This window comes from Mycobacterium sp. 29Ha (assembly GCF_032883055.1).
GTDB classification, from domain to species: domain Bacteria; phylum Actinomycetota; class Actinomycetes; order Mycobacteriales; family Mycobacteriaceae; genus Mycobacterium; species Mycobacterium gallinarum.
The window spans coordinates 355,439-374,278 of the sequence record NZ_JAMQTI010000002.1; the positions used below are offsets into that span (position 1 = coordinate 355,439).

19 protein-coding genes are annotated in these 18,840 nt (G+C 64.8%); 5 read left to right on the forward strand and 14 right to left on the reverse strand.

The genetic code is table 11. The features are described from left to right. Window positions 1-17: 17 nt before the first annotated feature. Window positions 18-1,565 (forward strand): ATP-dependent DNA ligase, encoded by a 1,548-nt coding sequence (locus M1248_RS04315; RefSeq protein ID WP_163725534.1) that lies wholly within the window; start codon window positions 18-20, stop codon window positions 1,563-1,565. A 45-nt stretch (window positions 1,566-1,610) separates the two neighbouring features. Here M1248_RS04315 and M1248_RS04320 read toward each other — a convergent pair whose 3' ends face one another. The 5 genes from M1248_RS04320 to M1248_RS04340 form a co-directional block, all read right to left on the reverse strand. After that, entirely contained in the window at window positions 1,611-2,051 is a 441-nt protein-coding gene (locus M1248_RS04320) for a pyridoxamine 5'-phosphate oxidase family protein (protein WP_163725531.1), read from the reverse strand. 5 nt (window positions 2,052-2,056) lie between these two features. Beyond that, window positions 2,057-3,466: a wax ester/triacylglycerol synthase family O-acyltransferase gene (locus tag M1248_RS04325; protein WP_317147631.1), complete on the reverse strand. Its 1,410-nt coding sequence runs from the start codon at window positions 3,464-3,466 to the stop codon at window positions 2,057-2,059. Window positions 3,467-3,530: 64 nt separating this feature from the next. After that, on the reverse strand, window positions 3,531-3,950 hold the full coding sequence (locus M1248_RS04330) for a pyridoxamine 5'-phosphate oxidase family protein (protein ID WP_317147632.1): 420 nt from the start codon (window positions 3,948-3,950) through the stop codon (window positions 3,531-3,533). Between the two features lie 22 nt (window positions 3,951-3,972). Beyond that, a complete protein-coding gene (locus M1248_RS04335; RefSeq protein WP_317147633.1) occupies window positions 3,973-4,398 on the reverse strand; it encodes a hypothetical protein in 426 nt (141 codons plus the stop codon). Next, the gene (locus M1248_RS04340; RefSeq protein WP_317147634.1) at window positions 4,395-5,069 is read right to left on the reverse strand and encodes an HTH domain-containing protein; all 675 of its coding nucleotides are present in this window, start codon (window positions 5,067-5,069) and stop codon (window positions 4,395-4,397) included. The genes M1248_RS04335 and M1248_RS04340 overlap by 4 nt, the downstream gene beginning before the upstream one ends. Window positions 5,070-5,115: 46 nt before the next feature. Between M1248_RS04340 and M1248_RS04345 the strand changes: the two genes are divergently transcribed. Next, on the forward strand, window positions 5,116-5,529 hold the full coding sequence (locus tag M1248_RS04345) for a group III truncated hemoglobin (RefSeq protein ID WP_317147635.1): 414 nt from the start codon (window positions 5,116-5,118) through the stop codon (window positions 5,527-5,529). On the opposite strand, the gene M1248_RS04350 is transcribed toward M1248_RS04345, so the two are convergent. Both M1248_RS04350 and M1248_RS04355 read right to left on the reverse strand, forming a co-directional pair. Continuing rightward, window positions 5,519-6,907 (reverse strand): MFS transporter, encoded by a 1,389-nt coding sequence (locus tag M1248_RS04350; protein WP_163725507.1) that lies wholly within the window; start codon window positions 6,905-6,907, stop codon window positions 5,519-5,521. The two genes, M1248_RS04345 and M1248_RS04350, sit on opposite strands and share 11 nt — an antisense overlap. 101 nt (window positions 6,908-7,008) lie before the next feature. Further along, the gene (locus M1248_RS04355) at window positions 7,009-7,599 is read right to left on the reverse strand and encodes a carboxymuconolactone decarboxylase family protein (RefSeq protein ID WP_317147636.1); all 591 of its coding nucleotides are present in this window, start codon (window positions 7,597-7,599) and stop codon (window positions 7,009-7,011) included. A 111-nt stretch (window positions 7,600-7,710) separates the two neighbouring features. Between M1248_RS04355 and M1248_RS04360 the strand changes: the two genes are divergently transcribed. Continuing rightward, window positions 7,711-9,006 carry an amidohydrolase family protein gene (locus M1248_RS04360; protein ID WP_317147637.1) on the forward strand — a complete coding sequence of 432 codons (1,296 nt, stop codon included), beginning with the start codon at window positions 7,711-7,713 and terminating at the stop codon, window positions 9,004-9,006. A gap of 9 nt (window positions 9,007-9,015) precedes the next feature. Here the strand turns inward: M1248_RS04360 and M1248_RS04365 are convergent, their stop codons facing one another. Together M1248_RS04365 and M1248_RS04370 are read right to left on the reverse strand one after the other, a co-directional pair. Continuing rightward, on the reverse strand, window positions 9,016-10,236 hold the full coding sequence (locus tag M1248_RS04365; protein WP_317147684.1) for a cytochrome P450: 1,221 nt from the start codon (window positions 10,234-10,236) through the stop codon (window positions 9,016-9,018). Between the two features lie 25 nt (window positions 10,237-10,261). Continuing rightward, window positions 10,262-11,299: an LLM class F420-dependent oxidoreductase gene (locus M1248_RS04370; protein ID WP_317147638.1), complete on the reverse strand. Its 1,038-nt coding sequence runs from the start codon at window positions 11,297-11,299 to the stop codon at window positions 10,262-10,264. An 86-nt stretch (window positions 11,300-11,385) separates the two neighbouring features. Between M1248_RS04370 and M1248_RS04375 the strand changes: the two genes are divergently transcribed. Further along, window positions 11,386-12,882 carry an acyl-CoA carboxylase subunit beta gene (locus M1248_RS04375; RefSeq protein ID WP_317147639.1) on the forward strand — a complete coding sequence of 499 codons (1,497 nt, stop codon included), beginning with the start codon at window positions 11,386-11,388 and terminating at the stop codon, window positions 12,880-12,882. A 55-nt stretch (window positions 12,883-12,937) separates the two neighbouring features. On the opposite strand, the gene M1248_RS04380 is transcribed toward M1248_RS04375, so the two are convergent. Genes M1248_RS04380 through M1248_RS04390 form a run of 3 tightly spaced genes read right to left on the reverse strand, consistent with a single transcriptional unit; the run spans window position 12,938 to window position 15,404 of the window. After that, a complete protein-coding gene (locus tag M1248_RS04380; protein ID WP_317147640.1) occupies window positions 12,938-13,981 on the reverse strand; it encodes a TIGR03857 family LLM class F420-dependent oxidoreductase in 1,044 nt (347 codons plus the stop codon). Beyond that, window positions 13,978-14,352 carry a nuclear transport factor 2 family protein gene (locus M1248_RS04385; protein ID WP_317147641.1) on the reverse strand — a complete coding sequence of 125 codons (375 nt, stop codon included), beginning with the start codon at window positions 14,350-14,352 and terminating at the stop codon, window positions 13,978-13,980. The genes M1248_RS04380 and M1248_RS04385 overlap by 4 nt, the downstream gene beginning before the upstream one ends. Continuing rightward, window positions 14,349-15,404 (reverse strand): phosphotransferase, encoded by a 1,056-nt coding sequence (locus tag M1248_RS04390; protein WP_317147642.1) that lies wholly within the window; start codon window positions 15,402-15,404, stop codon window positions 14,349-14,351. Before M1248_RS04390 ends, M1248_RS04385 begins: the two co-directional genes overlap by 4 nt. Window positions 15,405-15,463: 59 nt before the next feature. Between M1248_RS04390 and M1248_RS04395 the strand changes: the two genes are divergently transcribed. Then, window positions 15,464-16,090, forward strand: coding sequence for a TetR/AcrR family transcriptional regulator (locus M1248_RS04395; protein ID WP_317147643.1), 627 nt, complete (start codon window positions 15,464-15,466; stop codon window positions 16,088-16,090). Here M1248_RS04395 and M1248_RS04400 read toward each other — a convergent pair. After that, on the reverse strand, window positions 16,062-17,183 hold the full coding sequence (locus M1248_RS04400; RefSeq protein WP_317147644.1) for an alpha/beta hydrolase: 1,122 nt from the start codon (window positions 17,181-17,183) through the stop codon (window positions 16,062-16,064). The two genes, M1248_RS04395 and M1248_RS04400, sit on opposite strands and share 29 nt — an antisense overlap. Further along, window positions 17,180-18,805: an NAD(P)/FAD-dependent oxidoreductase gene (locus M1248_RS04405; RefSeq protein WP_317147645.1), complete on the reverse strand. Its 1,626-nt coding sequence runs from the start codon at window positions 18,803-18,805 to the stop codon at window positions 17,180-17,182. The genes M1248_RS04400 and M1248_RS04405 overlap by 4 nt, the downstream gene beginning before the upstream one ends. Between the last annotated feature and the right edge of the window lie 35 nt (window positions 18,806-18,840).

Genomic DNA, 18,840 nt, shown 5'->3' on the forward strand with positions numbered 1-18,840 from the left:
CGTGCCAGGCTGGGGTCGTGCAGCTTCGTGACGTCGTCACCGCCTCCGCCGAGGTCGGCGCCTCTTCGGCCCGTTTGAAAAAGATCGCCAGGATCGCCGACCTGCTGCGCCGCGCTGGTGACGAGGGCGATGCCGCGCTGGTCGCGGTGGTCGTGTCGTGGCTGTCCGGCGAGCTGCCGCAGCGCCAGATCGGCGTCGGCTGGGCGGCGCTTCGATCGTTGCCGCCCGCGGCGGCCGAGGCGTCGCTGACCGTCCTTGCTGTCGATGCCCGGTTCAGCGAGATCGGGACGGTCGCAGGCAAGGGCTCCCAGGCTCGGCGTGCCGAGTTGGTCGCGGGACTGTTCGGTCAGGCCACCGATGCCGAACAGACATTCCTGCGACGCCTGCTCGGCGGCGAACTCCGCCAGGGGGCCCTGGTGGGAGTGATGGCCGACGCGGTCGCGAAGGCCGCCGATGTTCCCGTCGCCGCGGTGCGCCGCGCGGCCATGCTCGGCGGCGATCTTCCCGCCGTCGCGGCCGCCGCGCTGACGGGGGGCGAGGTTGCGCTGCAGGAGTTCAGGCTCGAGGTCGGCCAGCCCGTCGGTCCGATGCTCGCCCAAACCGCCACCGGGGTCGCCGAGGCACTTGAACGTATTGGTGGCGCAGCGGTTTTCGAGGCGAAGCTGGACGGCGCGCGGGTGCAGATTCACCGCACGCGCGACGAGGTCCGGATCTACACCCGCAGCCTCGACGATGTCACCGCACGGCTGCCCGAGGTGGTGGATGCGACATTGGCGCTGTCGGTCACCGATCTGATCGCCGATGCCGAAGCGATTGCGCTGCGTCCCGACGGTCGTCCCCATCGGTTTCAGGTGACCGCGTCACGGTTCGGGCGCTCGGTCGACATCGCGGCGGCCCGCACGGCGCAACCCCTGTCGGTGTTCGTTTTCGATCTGCTGCACCTCGACGGCACCGACCTCCTGGACCTGCCGACCAGTGAACGCATCGCGGCGCTGGACGCAATCGTGCCGAAGGCCCAGCGCGTCGACCGGTTGATCACCGACGACGCCGAGCAGGCGCAGAATTTCCTCGAGGTCACGCTGGCCGCCGGCCACGAAGGCGTCATGGCGAAATCGCTGTCGACGCCGTACGAGGCCGGCCGTCGCGGCGCCGGGTGGCTGAAGGTCAAGCCGGTACACACGCTGGATCTGGTGGTCCTCGGAGTCGAATGGGGGTCGGGCCGGCGAACCGGCAAGCTGTCGAACATCCATCTCGGGGCGCGAGACGCCCAGACTGGCGAATTCGTCATGCTCGGAAAGACTTTCAAGGGGATGACGGACGCGATGCTGGCATGGCAGACCGCCCGCTTCCTCGAACTCGCCGACGGCCCGACCGACGGTTATGTCGTCAAGGTGCGCCCCGAACAGGTCGTCGAAATCGCGCTGGACGGCGTGCAGACGTCATCGCGCTATCCCGGCGGAATGGCACTGCGTTTCGCGCGGGTCCTGCGCTACCGCGACGACAAGAGCCCCGCGGAGGCCGACACCATCGACACCGTTCGCGACCTTTACCAGCGCGCCGACTGATCCGTCCAAGGTCCCACCATGCCGGATCCGTTCGACAGGGGCGAGCTAGCCGCTCGCGGCAGCGTGATACTGCGGTAAACCCCGTTCGCGGAAGCGGCGTCCGGTGATCTTCTCGGTCCGGATGCGGATGAAGTGGTCGCGTCGACCCTGGACCCACGGCTGCACGAAGGTGCCCGCGATCTCGACCAGATCCTCGACGCCCGTGATCGGCTGCGCGTGCCCGACGACGGTCACGCTCCATCCGCTGCGCAGGTCAGGGTCCAATTCGTCGGCCTCGAAGGCGACGACGAGGTTGTCGCTCGCGGCGGCCAGCTTGGCCCCGCCGGCGACCCGAATCACTACGTCGTCGCGCCACATTCGGAAGTTGACCGGCTGAACCGCCGGCAGCGCGTCTTCAGTGAAGATGAGGCGCCCCACCCGAACGTCCTGAAGGAGGTCCAGGCACTGCCTGCGGTTGAGGACGTCGAGTTCTCCGGTGTTCGGCATCGTGTTCAGCCCCCTTGTACGAGTGAGAGCGTCCCCACGGGTGTGGAACGCCAGTAGCCGGCACTGACGGACATCAAACGTTCGACCGCACGCTCGATGCCGATCGCCAGTTCCTCGACATCAGGGGCGGCGTCGTAGTCGCCGATGATGCCGAACGCAAGGTGGTCCGCGTAGCTCATGATCGCGATGCCCGTGCGCAGATTCAGCGCCAGCGGCGGAATCGGCAGCAGCCGGATGACCTCTCGGCCCATGACCCGCAAGCGCTTTCGCGGTCCAGGCACGTTCGTCGCCAGCGTCACGATGCCGCGTTGAGGCAGCCGGGTCAACGTCCGAACCGTCCACGCCGTGAGCGCGAAAGGAATTGCCTTCGCGGCGGAGAAGAAGATGTTCCCGGCTTGGCGCTGGCCACTGGCCTTGGCCCGCGTGAGTCGTTTGTGCACCGTTTGCAGCTGCGCGACGGGATCGGCCTCCTCGACGGGCAGGCACGGCAGCATGACCGAGACACGGTTGTCCGTCTTGTCGGCTGCATCGGCAGAGCGCATCGACACCGGAACGAGGGTTCGGAGCGAGTCGGGCAGGGGCCGCTCGCCACGACGGAGGAGCATCGTGCGGTAACTGTCCGTAATCGCCGCCAGCGCAACGTCGTTGATGGTCACGTCGAACCGATTGCAGATCTTCGTCACGTGTTCCATCGAGACCTCGACCGAAGCGTAGCGCCGCATGCTGGTCAGCGGGCCGGTCAGTGACGACGTCGCCGCGGGCCGCAGCAGACCGGCCGCGATCTCGGCCGCCCCGTACAGGACCTGCGCCACGGCACTCGTCACGCCGACCGAGGTACGCCACGCCCCGGCGACCCAGTCAACCGGGTTGAGGGTGAGCACGGGCAGCCGCAGACCGTCTGTCGACTCGTGCGCGGCGCGGATTTCGGTCGCGAAGGTGCCACCGGCGCCGTCGTCGCAGATTCGGGAAAGCATATGCGTGGCGGCGATTCCGTCGGCGATGCAGTGGTGAACCTTGATCAGGATCGCCCACCGGTTGTGCGCCAGGCCGTCGACAATCCAGCATTCCCACAGCGGCCGCTCACGGTCGAGGCGCCGCTCCATGACCTCGGCCACCCAGCGGGACAGGGCCGCGTCGTCTCCGGGCCGGGGCAGCGCCGCCAGCCGGATGTGATGGGAGATGTCGAGCTCGGTGTCCTCGACCCAGTGCGGAGCCCCGAGGTCCAGGGGCTGGGTGTGCAGCACTTGGGTGAAGCGGGGAACCGACCGAACGCGCTCACCGATGGTCGCGGTCAAGGAATCGAAGCTGGGCATCGGTCCGGCCAGCACGGCCACGGCACCGATCGCCAGGCTGACGTGGCGGTCGGAGTCCTCGGCGTGGAGAAATCCCGCGTCGAGCGTGCTCAATTGCTCCATGAGTCCACTGTCGGCGGTTCCGGTCCGCAGCCCTAGGGGCCAAAGGCCCCTAGTTGAAGGGCAGTCAGTCGGTGACGGCCGCAGATCCGAATCGGAAGCGGCGACCGCTGATTTCGGTCGGCTCCACCCGCACGTATCGAGGCTTCATCCCGGCCGTCCACGGCAGCAGTTGCGCGCGCTCCGCTTCTTCGATCTCGTCGCTGGTATTGAGCACCTGCGCGACGCCCTTGACGATCACGCTCCAGCCCTCCGACACGGTGTGGTCGTCGGCCTCGAAAACCACGTGGGCATTCATCACGACGGTGAAAAGTTTGGTGGCGAATTCCGCGGTGCGGAACAGGACGGTTCTGCGCTGGACGACGAAGTTGACGGGAAAGACCTCCGGGTAGCCGTCCACACATGTGACCAGACGGCCCAACGTCCGGCTCGACAACAGGTTCCAGCTCTCGTCTGCCGAGAGGACCTCCATCGGTTCACCGTCCATGAATGCAGTGTAGGGACCCGGTTCAGCTGGCCAGCAGCAGAATTCCGCACACGATCAGCGCGATGACCTTCACCGCCTCCAATGCCACGTAGACATAGTGGGCATGAGAGCGTGGGGCATTCTCACCAGCAAGCACCGCGTCGGAGCGGCGTGTCAATCGCGGTCGCACACCGGCAAGTTGGGCAATCAGCGCGCCGAAGGCGATGGCGAACGCCACGACGATGCCGGTACGCGGGTGGTTCAGCGCCAGCGCGACAGTGATACCGACGGCGATCAGCACTTCGGCACTGTTGAGCGCACGGAAGACCAACCGGCCGATGCCGAGCCCGATCTGCAGCGTCACGCCGGGAGCCCGGAACTTCAGCGGTGCCTCGAGAAAGGAGATGGCCAGGACCATGCCGAGCCAGACGAACGTCAACGCGGTTGCGACTGCCGGACCCGCGTTCATGACGCCTCCTCATCGAGGGTGAGGTGAGCCAGACACAGGCCCGGCTCGACGAAGGGTTCCAGGCGGTCGACGGCGACGGGCGCGCGCCACGTCGCCATCGCACCCTGCATGAGACCGAGGTGAATCGGGCAGATCACCCCACGAGCTTCGTCGGCCAGTTCGAGAAACGGGCAATGACGGAGTCCGACTTGGACTTCGCCGTCGCTCTCCCGCCGCTGCGGGGCAAACCCGAGGTCGTCGAGCAGGCCGACCAGCCGATTGACCGACGCCCGGACACCAAGCTTGGTGCGGGGCGGATGGCTCAGCCTGCCAGCCCACGCGCGGCCCGCCTCGAGTGCCTTGGCGCTGGCGTTGGGGTCGCCCGCCAGCGCCGAGGTGAGGATCTCGGCCAGCATTCGGTAGCGCCGTGTCCCGCCGGGATCCATCCCTGCGACCGCACGGTACAACTGCGGCGGCCGGCCTTGGCCCTTGCGACCCGGTTCGACCCGCTCGGCCCTGCCGTCGGCGACCAGGGCGTCGAGGTGGAAGCGCACGGTATTCGGATGCACCTCAAGCTGTTCCGCTAGGTTCGCAATGCTCATGACATCGGTTGCATCCCTCAGAGCCGCCAGGACGTCTTCGCGACGGCCGGACGGCTGTGACACGGAGCTCACTGTCGGCGCGCTCGACATGGGTTAGAGTTTATACAAATGCTCTTGTAGAAACAAAGGGGGCAGCATGGGCGACTTGGCCAACCGCGATGACGTCGAGGTGCTGTTGCGGCGCTTCTACGGCCAGGTCTTTGCCGACGATGTCCTCGCCGAGCCGTTCAGCGAGCTGCGCGCGCAAGGACTCGAATCACACCTTCCGGTGATGTGCGACTTCTGGGAAACCGTGCTGTTTCGCGCCGGTCTCTATCGCGGTAACGCCCTGGTGGTTCACCGCCAACTTGACCGTCGGCATCCCTTGCACGCCAAGCACTTCGCGCGCTGGCTCGGGCTATGGGAAACGACGGTCGACGAGATGTACGACGGCCCGGCGGCTGATCGCGCGAAGACACAAGCAGGCAGAATCGCGAGGGCGATGCACCGCAGGCTCAGAGGCGCCGACGCGCGCGAGCTCGACGCACCGACAGCCGACATCAGGGCGTGATGACCGTTCCGGGATCTGGCTGGGCCACCGAATCCAGCGAGGTGTCCTTGGTCTCATGCATGACGAAGATCGCGATGAAGCTCAGACACGCCGCGACGAACAGATACAGGCCCACCCAGCCGACGCCGTAGGACGTCGCCAGCCAGGTGGCGATGAACGGCGCCACCGCGGCGCCGAGGATACTGGCGACGTTGTACGAGATCCCCGAACCCGTATAGCGCACATTCGTCGGGAACAACTCGGGCAGAACCGCGCTCATCGGCCCGAAAGTAAAGCCCATCAACGTCATTCCGATGATCAAGAAGAGCAGCATCGTGCCCTCGGAGGTGTTACCCGACCCGAGCATCGGGGCGAACAGCGCGCCGTACGCCATGATGCCGATCGTGACGACCAGCAGCGAGCGCCTGCGGCCGAAGCGGTCGGAGACCAGACCCGAAAGGGGTAGCGTCGCCGCGAAGAACAGCACCGCGATCAGTTGCAGTTGCAGGAAGTCGACGTAGGCGAACCCGAGTCCCTTACCGTCGGGCGGTCGCTTGCCGGTGCCGAAGCTCAGCGCCCATGTCGTCACGATGTAGAAGATGGTGTACGTCGCCAACATCACGAATGTGCCGATGATCAGCTGACGCCAGCTGGTCCGAAACACTTCGGTCAGCGGCGTTTTCACTTTTTCACCGCGCGCGACGGCGCGGGTGAACACCGGCGTCTCGATCAGCCGCAACCGCACGTACAGACCGATGGCCACCATCACCGCGCTCAACAGGAATGGAACTCGCCAGCCCCAGGTGAGGAATGCCCCGTCGGGATCTGGGTTCAGATTGCTGTGCCCGAGCCACAGCAGCAGCCCTACGAAAAGCCCGTTGGCCAAAAGGAATCCGAACGGGGCTCCGAGCTGTGGCCACATCGCCGCCCATCCCCGCCGCCCGGGTTCTGCGGTCTCGGTGGCGAGTAGCGCCGCGCCGCTCCATTCACCGCCGAGGGCCAAACCCTGCGAGAAGCGCATGACTGCCAGCAGTGCCGGAGCGATGACGCCCACCTGCGAGTACGTCGGCAGCAACCCGATGACAAAGGTCGCTATCCCCATCACCAGCAGGGAGGCGACAAGGGTGGCCTTGCGGCCCACGCGGTCGCCGAAATGGCCGAACAGCACCGAGCCCACCGGGCGTGCCACGAACGCGAGACCGAATGTGGCCAGCGAGGCCAGCAGTGCCGTCGTCGGATCACCCTTGGGAAAGAACAGGTGCGGGAACACCGAAACCGCGGCGGTGGCATAGATATAGAAGTCGTAGAACTCGATGGTGGTACCGACCATCGAGGCGATCACGATGCGGCGACGCGGAACTCCGCCGACCAGATCAGCGTCTGCCGTCTCTGAGTTCATCTCGCGCCTCTCTGCCGTAGCAAAGGCACATCATGCCAGCGGCAATCCTACTTTGCGGGCCGTACGCCTAGATAGGTTCGCAAGGCGCTGACCTGCGGCAACTAGCCGGATGCGACGACGCCTTCGGAATCCCACGGCGCCAGAGGCGCATCCGATGTCGCACAGAAAGCGTCGGGCACATCATCGGTGACGCTCCATGTCGCCGCCAGCCGGCCCATTCCGACCATATAGGCGCAGTGCACGCCGAGTTCGACGAGTTCATCTTCGGTGAAGTGCCTGCGCAGATCGTCGTAGACAGTCTCGTCGATCGCCAGATGGTTGGTGGCGAACAGGTCTGCGTAGCGCAGCGCGCTGCGCTCGGCGTCGGTGAGGTCGTCGGCGTCGGCCGGCTGTTCGAGCGAGCACACCAGGTCCTCGGTGAGACCGTCGTCGATCGCGCTCTGATAGCGCACCGACATACAGCTGCGGCACTGGTTGTGGAACGCGATCCGCAACCGCACCAATTCGACGAGCCGCGGGGGCAGCGTCCCGGTCGAGGTAAGCGCCGCCTTCAGCGATCCGAGCGCACCCGCCACCTCCGGCCGATGCCCGAGGATCGACGCGACTCCGATGTTGATCCGGTCGCCCTGACCGAGGTCGTCCACCGGGATCGCAGCGAACGCCGCGGAAGGGGTAATTCGGGACTTTGACACTCTGAATCACCTCACATCTGCCGTAGGTTAGCGCTGGGAGACACCGTATCGCGTCAACTGCGACAGCTAAACTGTCGGTCATACGGTAAGCAACTACAAAGGAGCGCCGCCGTGAACAAGGACGACATGATTTTGATCAGCGTTGACGATCACATCGTCGAACCCCCGGACATGTTCAAAAATCATCTGGCCAAGAAATACCTCGACGAGGCGCCACGGCTGGTGCACAACCCCGATGGGTCAGACACCTGGCAGTTTCGCGATGTGGTCATCCCAAACGTCGCGCTCAACGCGGTGGCCGGCCGGCCGAAGGAGGAGTACGGACTGGAGCCGCAGGGTCTCGACGAGATCCGGCCCGGCTGCTGGCAGGTCGACGAGCGGGTCAAGGACATGAACGCCGGCGGCATCCTCGGTTCCATCTGCTTCCCCACCTTCTGTGGTTTCGCCGGCCGATTGTTCGCCACCGAGGATCCCGAGTTCAGCGTGGCGCTGGTACAGGCCTACAACGACTGGCACGTCGAAGAGTGGTGCGGCGCCTATCCAGCCCGGTTCATCCCAATGACTTTGCCGGTCATCTGGGACGCCGAAGCCTGCGCCAAAGAGATCCGCCGCAACGCCGAACGCGGCGTCCACGCACTCACATTCAGTGAAAACCCCGCCGCGATGGGTTATCCGTCGTTCCACGACGACTACTGGACGCCGATGTGGGAGGCCCTCGTCGACACCGACACCGTGATGAACGTGCACATCGGTTCCTCGGGGAAGCTTGCCATCACCGCAGCTGACGCCCCGATGGACGTGATGATCACGCTGCAGCCCATGAACATCGTGCAGGCCGCCGCGGACCTCTTGTGGTCCAAGCCGATCAAAAAATATCCCCGCCTCAAGATCGCCCTGAGCGAGGGCGGCACCGGGTGGATCCCCTACTTCCTGGACCGCGCCGATCGCACCTATGAGATGCACTCCACCTGGACGGGCCAGGACTTCGGCAAGCAGAAACCTTCCGAGGTGTTCCGCGACCATTTCTTGACCTGCTTCATCTCCGATCCGGTCGGCGTGGCACTGCGCAACCAGATCGGTATCGACAACATCTGCTGGGAAGCCGACTACCCGCACAGCGACTCGATGTGGCCCGGCGCCCCGGAGCAACTCGACGAGGTCCTCAAGGAGCATCACGCCACCGACGTCGAGATCAACAAGATGACCTACGAGAACGCCATGCGCTGGTACAACTTCGACCCGTTCAGTCACATTTCCAAGGAGCAGGCGACGGTCGGCGCCCTGCGCAAGGCGGCGGAAGGCCACGATGTCTCCATCCAGGCACTGTCGCACCACAAGAAGGACTCGAGCCTGGGCGCGACCACGTTGCAGGACCAGCTGAACCGGGCGACCGCGCAGCAGAAGTGAGCGCTCAGATCATTTGAGCGAGTAGCGGATCGGCAGGTGTTTGGGACCGCCGACGAAGACCGTTGCGGTATACGCAGGATCGCCGGTCAGTTCTATCGAGTCCAGCCGGGGTACCAGCTCGGAGAAGAAGCTGTTGACCTCCATCCGGGCCAGCGCCGCGCCCAGACAGAAGTGCACGCCGTAGCCGAATGCGTTGTGCTTGTTCGGCTCACGTCCCACGTCGAATGCGAACGGTTCGTCGAAAACGTCTTCATCGCGATTCGACGAGACATACGACAGCAGTACCGACTCCCCTGCCGCGATAGGGACACCGCGCACCTCGGTGTCTTGCTGCGCGGTGCGCATGAACTCCTTGACCGGCGTGACCCAGCGAATCATTTCCTCGGTGGCCAACGGCATGAGATCCATGTTGTCGCGTAGGCGCTGCAACTGATCTGGATGGTCGATCAGCGCGTGAAGTCCGCCTGAGATCACGGCGCTGGTGGTGTCGTGACCGGCGGTCGCGATGATCAGGTAGTAGGACACGGTATCGATGTCGGACAGCGGTTCACCGTCGATCGTGGCGTTCGCGATCGCTGAGGCCAGATCCTCGGTAGGCGTCGCGCGACGCGCCGCGGTCAATTCGTTGAAGTAGGCGAACATCTCGAGCAGCACACCCATGGATTCCTCGATGGACGAACTACGCTGCATCTCCTCGTCGTCGGTTCCGAACAGCTCCTGTGTGTACTTCAACATCTGCGGAAAGTCGGATTCGGGAATGCCGAGCATCGACATGATCACGTAGAGCGGATAATTCACCGCGACTTCTTGGACGAAATCGCATTCCGGTCCCGCCGCAACCATCTGGTCGACATAGCGCTTGGCGAGCTCGTCGATGCGCACCTTCAGCGCACGCATGGCTTTCGGCCGGAACCAGTCGGCTCCGATGGCCCGGATGGCGCGGTGCTCCGGATCATCGTGATGAATCAGGGTTTTGACCCCGATTGCAGCCTGCTGATCATCGCCGGCAGCGGTGGTCAGCACGGGACGCGGCGAGTTGGTGAACAATGTGTTCGCCCGTTCGATCGCCATGATGTCGGCGTGCTTGGTGATCGCCCAGAACGGCCGGTAGTCCGGTACGTCTACCCATGACACAGGAGCGTTCGCGCGCAGATGCGTCAGTGCGGCGTGCAGCTTGGTCTCGTCGGTGTACGCCCGCGGGGTCGCGAACACCTTCGCGGCTTCATCCATGATCCGGGTGGCCATAGCCGGTTCCTCACTGTGCAGTCGGCGCGCGCAGCTCTGTCAATACCGCCGAGATTGTTGATTCCGAAGTCGTACGGGGAAAGCCCACCATGACGCGGTCGATCAGACCGTCGCAACGGTCGCGAATCTTGGCCGCCAGCTTGTCGATTGGCGCGACGACCGCGAAGGCTTCGAGAATCTCGTCGTCGATCAGGGCACCCATACCGTCCCAGTCGCCCTTCAGCGAAAGGCCGTGCAACTCGTCGTGCAACGCTCCCCAGCCGTGCAGATCGAGCACCTTCTTGTACGCGGGTGTCGAACCGTAGAAGGCTATCTGCTTGCGGGTGCCCAGGGCGGCGGCGCCCAACTCGGACTCGTCGGAACCGGTGACGACGAACAGCGGAGCCGACACCTGGAAGTCGTCGCGCACCCGGCCCGACTTGGCCATCCCCCGCATCAGCGCCGGAATGGTCACCTCCTCGAAATACCGCTTGGTCGTAAAGGCGTGCGCGAGAACCCCGTCGGCGACTTCGCCCGTCATCTCCGTCATCGCCTCACCGACTGCGGCGATGAACACCTTCGGGACGCCGTACTGGTGCGGCTCCGGCACGAACATCGGCGTCATGATCTTGTGTGTGTAGAAGTCGCCCTCGAACCGCAACTTCGAGCCGTTGTGCCAGCACGCCCAGATTTCGTGTAACGCCAGCACGAACTCCCGCATCCGCGGCACCGGCCGGCTCCACGGCATGGAAAAGCGCTTCTCGATGTGCGGCTGGATCTGCGAGCCGAGACCGAGGTTCAGCCGACCCGCGGAGTACTCCTGCAGATCCCAGCCGACGTTGGCGACGGTCATCGGGTTCCGGGCGAACGCGACAGCGATGCTGGTGCCCAGTTCGATCGTCTCGGTGTGCTCGGCGGCGAGCGTCAGCGGCAGGAACGGGTCATGGTTGACCTCGGCGGTCCAGCAGCCGTCATAGCCCCGCCGTTCCAGGGTCACCGCCGCGTCGACCACGGCATGGAGCTGGCTGAACACACCGCCGTCGACCTTGAGGCCGGCGCCGCTACCCATGCCCGCAGACGCTACAGTAAGCAATTCAGTATGGTCAACGTGAACATGCCGGTGCGACGATCGCCTTTCAACGACAGGAAGAGCGCATGACGAACGAGCAGGGTTGGAAGGAGACGCTCGAAGACCTCGATCTTCGGCGTGAGCGGTCGCGCGCGATGGGTGGCCCGGAGCGGCTGGCCAAGCATCACGGCAAGGGCAAGCTGGATGCCCGTGCGCGGCTGGACCACCTCCTCGACAAGGGCAGCTTCCGGGAGTTCGGCACGCTGGTGGGCGGTGAGATCGCAGCTGACGGGATTGTGGCCGGTTCGGGCCTCGTCAACGGCTCGCCGGTGATGGTCGGCGCGGAGGACTTCACCACGCTGGCGGGCAGCATCGGCCCCGGCGGTAACGCGAAGCGCTATCGGCTTGCGGAGTTGGCGCTGCGGGACCGGATCCCGTTGGTGATGCTTCTGGAGGGCGCGGGCTTCCGGCCCAGCGGCGAGCACTATGGCCGCACCCCAACCGATTTGCTCGCTCAGGCGCAATGTTCCGGCAAGGTGCCGATGGTCGGAGGGCTGCTCGGCCCGTCGGCGGGCCATGGTGCACTGGTGGCGCCGGTGTGCGACTGGACCATCATGAGCAACCAGGGCGCGATCTTCACCGCCGGCCCGCCGGTCGTGAAAGAGTCGACGGGCGAGGACATTTCGAAAGAAGATCTGGGAGGCCCGTCGGTGGCACTCGCCAGCGGGGTGATCCACAACCTCGCTGAGGACGATCAGGCGGTCCTCGACGACATCCGTCGCTATCTGTCGTACTTCCCGTCGAGCGCGTGGTCGTATCCGGCGTCACTGCCCGAGGACGAGGTGAGCGAACCGCGCTCGACGCCGGAACTGCTCGACATCGTCCCGCGTGGCAACCGGCGCATCTACGACATGCGTGCCGTGCTCGACGTGGTGTTCGACGACCGCGGTTGGTTCGAGGTGCAGCCGAAATTCGGGCAGGCGATGATCTGTGCGCTGGCCCATCTCGGCGGTCATCCCGTCGCCGTCATCGCCAATCAGCCGAAGGTGATCGCCGGATCGATCGACGCCGACGCCGCCGACAAGGCAGCGCATTTCATCAATGTCGCCGACTCTTTCCACCTGCCCATCGTGTTCCTCGCGGACAACCCGGGAATGTTGCCGGGCAGCCGATCCGAGAACAGCGGCGTGCTGCGCAGCGGTGCCCGGATGTTCGCCGCCCAGACCGCGGCCACCACGCTGAAGCTGCATGTAACCCTGCGCAAGGCCTACGGATTCGGGTCGATGGTGATGTCGCTGCTTGGCTTCGACAACCAGAGCGCGACGTTCGCCTACCCGGGTGCGACGATGGGCGCGATGAGCGCGGCCGCCCTGAGCAAGGCCTCCCACGCCGCCGAGGATATGGAAGCCAAGCTGCGCAAGGCAGAAGTCGAGGCGTCCTTCCGCTCGGCCGGCCACCTCGGGTTCGACGACCTCATCAGCCCGGAGGAGACGCGCAACGCGTTGCTCTCGGCGCTGCAGCGTGGGCTCTACAGCAGGCAGGCCGCGGCAGAACCGGTGAGCCGCACCGTCATCACGCCCTAGCTCTTTGCGATTTCGGTGTAGCTGGTTGCGCTCACCGCGACCAGCTACACCGAAATCACACGGTTGCACGGTATTCGGCGACGATCGGTTCGAGTTCGTCGGGAGTGGCGCCGTGCATGATCACCGCATCGGCGCCGTAGTCGAATTCCTTGCGGATCCGCTCGACACACTGCTGCGCCGATCCCGTCGCAGAGGGCTCGAGCCACTCATCGGGGATGAGCGTGGCGATGTGTTCGATCTGCTCGGCAGTCGCCTTGTGGTCGATGCCGCCGCCGATGGACTGCACCACCTCGTCGTCCCTGAAGCGTTGCAGCACTGAAAGATCCCAACCGTTGGTGTTGATGAGCAGTTCGCCGTATCCCTGCAGATAGGTGGCCAGCCTCGCCACCGTCTTCTTCAGTCGGAGCTCTTCGGGCAGATGGTCACCGACCGTCGCAAAGCACGACCACACCCTCACGTCGTCGGGGTTGCGGCCCGCCTGCTCCGCAGCGTCTTTGACGGTCTTCACCGCGCGCTGCAGGGTGTCGGGCGTGAAGTAGGTGTGCAGAATGACGTCGTCGAACTCGCGCCCGCCCAGCGCCAACGTCTTGGGGCCGAACGCCACGATCGCCAGCCGGATGTCCTCGTTGAAGTCCGGATCCAGGAACAACAACTGATACTTCCCGATTGGTCCGTCGTGGTTGAAGATGAGCTCACCGTGCCAGAGCCGCCGCATGACCTGAGCGAAGTCCTCCATCTGCGCGGTCGTGACAGCCGGCACCCCGAAGGCGCCGTACATCGCTGCGATACCGCGGCCAATCCCCAGGGTGAAGCGGCCTTTCGACAGTCGGTGCATGGTGGTCGCGTAGGAGCCGGTGATCAGCGGGTGCCGGGTGTTGTGATTCGTCGCGGCAGTGGCGATCTGCATCCGGTTGGTGACGGCCAACGCGGCGCCGGTCAATGAGCAGGCTTCCTTGACGTTCCACCGCTCGGAGATGAACCCAGTGCCGAAACCCAGTTCCTCACCCCGCCGCGCCTCGTCCATCAGGCCTGCCGGACCCTCACCTCCAGCGCCGGCCAGCAGATAGTAGCCGAGCTCATCCAAGACGCGTTCAGTCACTGCCAAACTCCTTGCTTGTAGCCGCAATTCCACACTTCGACGATCCGACCGTCGACTACCCGGAAGATCTCCATACTGCCGACATCGGTCCTGGTGCCGTCCTTCAGTTCCATCGGCGACTGGTAGACGATGGCGACGTGCTCGCCGTCGTCGCCCGCCACCACCAGGTTGAGGTCGAAACGAATCGTCTCGAACATGGCCCAGTGGTCCACGATGCGCGCAACCGCCTGCTCGTGAGTCAGCGTCGTCGATTCGCCGACATCATGACGAATCACGCTGTCCCCCATGAGTTCCTCAGCAAGGTCGAACCTGCGTTCGTTCCAGACGACGAGGTTGTACAGCTCCACCACTTCGCGCGCCGTACGGGTCACTTGAACACCTCCAGTGCGTCGATCTCGTCGATGGCGGCGACCGCACGATCGGTGAGTGTGAGGCAGAGCCGGCGCGACCGTTCCGGCACGATATCCCAGGTCAGTAGTGCGACGACGGGCATCAATGTCAGGTACACCGCAGCGGTCCGGTAGTCGCGCCACGCGGCGTCGAATCCGTAATCGACTCCGCTGTCGGCCAGATGGCCTAAATACTCACGGAGCAGGGCCTCGTCCTGACCGGTACGCTCCTCGATCGGCAATCCCTGGGTGAGCAGGTAGGCCACGTCGGCGACACCGGACCCGCGGGCCGCGAATTGGAAGTCCACCACTTTGAGTGCGTCACCGTCGAAGAACAAATTGTCGGCCCGGATGTCACCATGTATCAGCATGTCGTGTTGGGTCAACGCGGAAAGCGCCGACGGAGCGCGATCCGAAAAGTGCTCGAAGAACTCGGCGAGCTCTGACGGCAGAGCAGTATCGCTCTTCTCGAGGTACGACTGCCATCCGTAGCCAAAGGCCGGCACCATGGCTTCGCGGATCATCGGATTGTCCATACTCGGAAACTGCTGCAGCACATGTCTGTTGGCCCGGTGCGAGGACCACGCGTGCAATCCCGCCAATGACTCGAGACACGTTCGCGCTCGGTCCATAGACAGGCCTGCCAGATGGTCCGCGTTGTCCCAGCTGGCGAGATCCTCGAGCAACAGCACGAAGTCGACACCATTGTCGGCGATCCGGGCGACGTGCACGTCCGGGGTCTTCATCGGCGCCCGACCGGCGATGTCTCGGTAGAAGACGACCTCCCTGCGGTAACCACCCATCAGATCCATCGCACCACGGGCTTCGGAGAGTGCGGGGAGTTTCGCGATCAACGTCGGCGGGACGCTGTCTCCGGTCAGGGTCAGGCGGTAAAGCAGCGACGAGAAGCCGCTGTCCATCGCGATCTGTTCGGCACGGACACCCGTCACGTCGGAACCGAGCACATCGGTCAACCACTGCGGTGTCACGGCGTCGATCCCCAACGGAACGTCGGTCGCACCCGCACTCTTCATCGAGTTCCTCTGCCACTTACTTGACGAGACGCAACTAACATAGTTGTCGATCGTCTAATATGCAATGCGTGCCGTCACCCACTCGTCGCCTGACACAGCCGGAACGGGTCGAGATCTCCAGTCGCCGGCTGGTCGAGGCAGCCGCCGAGTTGATCGTCGAAAAGGGCTGGGAGGCAACGACAGCCGCGGAGATTGGCCGCCGGGCGGGTTACAGCAGGGCCATGGTCCACGCTAGGTACGGCAGTAAGGACGCGATTCTCGACGCCTTCTTTCTGCACGACTACGTCAAGCAGCTCAGTCCGGACGCCGATCCCAATGCCACGGGCCTGCAGGAGGCGGTCGGCCACTTCGACCGGGTTCGACGACTGTTCTCCGAAGACCAGGCCTTCTTGCGCGCAATGTTTGTTGCCACGTTCGAGGGCGTCAAGAGTACTTCGCCGTTGCGCGAACGCGTTCAGCGTTGGCTCCAGCGCGGAGTCGACAAAGTCGAGGCCGGTTTGCGACGCGGAGTTGACGACGGATCGGTTCGTGATGACGTCGACATCGACCGTGCGACAAGCGACCTCAGCGCGGCGATCTTCGGCGCCGCGTACCTGTGGACTCTGATTGGCGATGGCTACGATCTCGATCGCGAGTTGGCCTACGTCCGCGACCGGTTCATTCGCGAGTATGGCTCGACTCGCTGACTCCGCGGAGAAATCGCTCCGAGGCCTGCTGAACCCCACCTGCGAACAGATGCCCGACGTGGCTTCCCGGGTGCCAGTACAACTCGCCACCCCACCGCGCGTGCAACCGCTGAGCGGGTTCGCGCATCGCCATCCGGTCGTGCCAGGCGCCCACGATGAGCCTGCGCGACGGGGGCGGAGTCGGCTCGACATCCAAGTGATCGACGACGGAGGCCACCGCGGCCACGTTGTCGGACTGCAGTAGCTCGATCGTGTCGCGCACCGACGGTCCCCACCGGCCGAGGTGCTGAGCGATCATCCCGTTGAGCCCGGAGATCGGCGTGTAAACCGCTACCCCGTCGACCTTCTCGAGATGTGCGACCAGCGCCGCCACTGGACTCCCCATGGACACACCGGACACCGCGATCGCATTGGATTGGGGGCCCAACCACCGGACCAGCGCGCGGACCTCGGACACCACCCGCATCATGCCCGCGACATTGTTCAGCGGATCCATGTCGGGATAGGTCGGCCACGCGTCACGGCGGGCACCGTGGCCGGGCTGCACCGGCAGCGCGATGTTGAAACCCAACTTCTCCTGGAGTCGACGCGCCCGCGAGAACAACATGTCGATCGGCTGCCCCTGACCCGCACCATGCACCCAGACGAGCCAGGGACGCTTGTCGTCTCCGGTCCGACAAAGATGAACGACAGCGGTCGCGGGACCTCCGAACCCCTCTGACACCAGCGCCTGCGCAAGCCGCGGATCGTGATCGAACGTCATCTGTTCATAGATCAGTCGCCCGATTCGGCGTCGTCGAATGGACTTGATCTGCAACGGTTCCGGATCCGCGTTGGCCTCCGCCACGGTGCGGCCGGACAGCGCCTGCGCCGCGGCGGCACAGGCGTCGATCGTGCGTTCCAGTTTGGGCGGCGGCGCGGTCAAGGTCATTCCGGACAGCGCGAGTTCGTCCAGCACCACCTCGCCGAGTTGACGGGCTCCGCGCTGCGACAACGGCTTCCAGTCCGCCGAGGTCGACACCGCGACGTGTGCCCTGGGCACCACGCCGGCGAAATCGCGGCCGATGAGCCGGGCCCGCTCGGACGCCCTCATGCGAGCTTGAAACCCGAGTAGCCGGCGTCCGCGATCTCGTCGCACCGCCTGCGGTACTCCGGGATGCCCGCCGTGTAGCCCATGTACATCCGCTTCTTCCCGGGGACGTTGCCGCCGTTGTACCAGGAGTTGCACGACGGATCGACCAGGACCGTCGGCGCCACGAGCGCTGTGGTGTGCTCGATCCATTCACGCTGCGCATCCGGCAACGCCTCGATGGTGCGGTAGCCGTTGTCGCGCAGATATCCAATGCAGTCGCCGATCCACTCGACGTGCTGCTCGAGTGCTGCGACGAAATTAGTTGCCGCCGAGGGGCTTCCGGGCGCCTGCACGATGAACAGGTTCGGGAAACCCGCGACGGCGATCCCGAGATAGGTGTACGGCCCCTCAGACGTCCAGAAGTCCGCCAACGACAACCTGTCGCGGCCCCGGACATCGATCCGGGTGAGCGCTCCCGTCATCGCGTCAAACCCAGTGGCGTAGACGATGACATCGAGGTCGTGGTGCCCCTGCTCGGTACGGATACCCGTCGGCGTGATCTCGACGATCGGCCCCTTGCGCAGGTCGACCAGCGTCACGTTGTCGCGGTTGAACGTCTCGTAGTAGCCCTGGTCGATGATCGGTCGCTTGCACCCGAAGGGATGGCTCGGCGTCAGCGAGGCCGCGGTCTCGGGATCCTTGACGATGCGGGCGACCGCCTCGCCGTAGAGCTTCGCGGCCATTCGGTTGGCTTCGATGTCGAAGAAGACGTCGCCCCAACTGAGCGCGCCCATCACGCCGCCCTCCTCGATGGCACGCAGCTGGTCCTGCCGCGAGGCCGACTTCAACGGCGGCTTGGCCATCATGTCGAACAACACCGAGAACGCGCTCAGCCGAGCTGCCCCGACCGCGTGTTCCCTTTGTGCGGCGCGGATCTCGGCGTAGTTGGCCTTCAGCTCGTCGAGCTCCCCGTCGTCGAACGGACGCACTTCCCACGGCAGCGTGTAGGCCGGTGAGCGCTGAAACACCGTCAGGTGTTCGGCCTGCTTTGCGACCACGGGAATCAACTGAACGCCCGTCGAGCCGGTGCCGATGACACCGACCCGCTTACCTGAGACGTCGAAGCCGTCCTTCGGCCAGTGACCGGTGAACAACGACGCCCCGGTGAATGTGTCCATTCCGGGAAAGTCGGGGTCCAGCGGCACCGACAGGATGCCCGATGCGGCGACCACGAACGAGGCGACCAACGACTCACCGGCCTCGGTTTCGACCAGCCATTCGCCCGCCGCCTCGTCGAAGGTCATCGCAACGACCTTGGTGTTGAAGCGGATATCGCGGCGCAGATCGAGTTTGTCGGCCACGAAGTGGAGGTAGGCCTCGATTTCCGGCTGGGCAGGCATGGTCTCGGACCACACCCATTCCTGCTGGATCTCGTCGGAGAAGCTGTAGGAATACTCGATGCTCTCGATGTCGCATCGAGCACCGGGATACCGGTTGAACAGCCACGTCCCGCCGACGTCCTCGGCAGCCTCGAGCACGCGCGTCCGTACGCCGAGTTGACGCAACCGATGCAGCGCGTACAAGCCGGAGAATCCGGCACCGATGACGATCGCATCGAATCGGGAGGGGCTGGGCTTGGTCACGTGTCGGCACCTCGTGTTCGCTCCGACGGGAGATA